This window comes from Alcanivorax sp. HI0083 (assembly GCF_001635175.1).
This window is the reverse complement of record NZ_LWFX01001557.1, coordinates 1-738: the sequence shown is the minus strand read 5'-3', so window position 1 is coordinate 738 and position 738 is coordinate 1. Positions and strand designations below refer to the sequence as shown.

The window sequence follows — 738 nt, the reverse complement described above, 5'->3', positions numbered from 1 at the left end:
GGCCTGGTGGTCGGTGATTCGTCGAGCCGGGGGAATGGCCGGCGATTACCACGGTGTGCCGATGCTCAATGCGGAGCTGGTGCTGGCGGATGCGTCTACGTTTGCCGGTGTCTGGATGCCGGATCGCGAATCGGTGGATTGGGATCGTTTGTCCACGGCACGTCTCAGCGAAGCCAGCGACTATCTGCGCGAGCTGCGTCCTCGCTGAGCCTGGTTACCTTGACGGAAACTCCCTGCTGCGATTAAATGAGAACCATTATCATGATAATGGTTTTCTCCCTATGCTGGTTGCCGTTCTGGCCACACTTGCCAGTGTGTTGCTGTTTTACCTGTCGGATCGCCAGCAACGCTGGCTGGATCAACCCCTTCCTGTTTTTAGCCGTTTAATCGCCTTGGCCATGCTGGCCGGGGGGCTGTGGCTGTTATCGCTACAGCTGGGCGTCAGTGTGGGCCTGTTTGTGGGGTTGTGGGTGTTCACGTTGCCAGCCTTGCTGCTGCCGCTGCTGGTCAGCCATTACCGCGATAGCTATCAGCGCCGGGGAGGCAATCGATGAGAGCTTTTTTGGCGTTTTTGCTGAGCCTGCCCTTGTCGGTAATGCTGATGGGATTGGTGGCGGCGGCGGTACCGGTGCCCTGGCAGTCATGGCTGGTATTGCAGTTGTTGGGGGTGACCCTGTTATGGATGCTGCTGGTCGTTCTGGTGGCGCTGCCTGAGCGTACCTGGCTTCCACTGGTGGC

The 738-nt window shown here is 58.9% G+C and carries 2 protein-coding genes and 1 pseudogene; all 3 read left to right on the top strand.

Going from position 1 to position 738, the window contains the following annotated elements; all coding sequences use genetic code 11:
* Positions 1-208, top strand: a pseudogene (locus A3754_RS28170) (hypothetical protein); the annotation flags it as partial.
* Between the two features lie 73 nt (positions 209-281).
* Positions 282-554, top strand: a complete 273-nt coding sequence (locus A3754_RS23300; protein ID WP_063521479.1) for a hypothetical protein — start codon at positions 282-284, stop codon at positions 552-554.
* A partial coding sequence (locus A3754_RS23295) for a hypothetical protein (protein WP_063521478.1) occupies positions 551-738 on the top strand: 188 nt, incomplete at its 3' end. The genes A3754_RS23300 and A3754_RS23295, both read left to right, overlap by 4 nt.

Bases quoted from the DNA above. Each gene is read 5' to 3' on its own strand.
- A3754_RS23300 (WP_063521479.1), top strand. From the start codon at position 282: ATGCTGGTTGCCGTTCTGGCCACACTTGCCAGTGTGTTGCTGTTTTAC.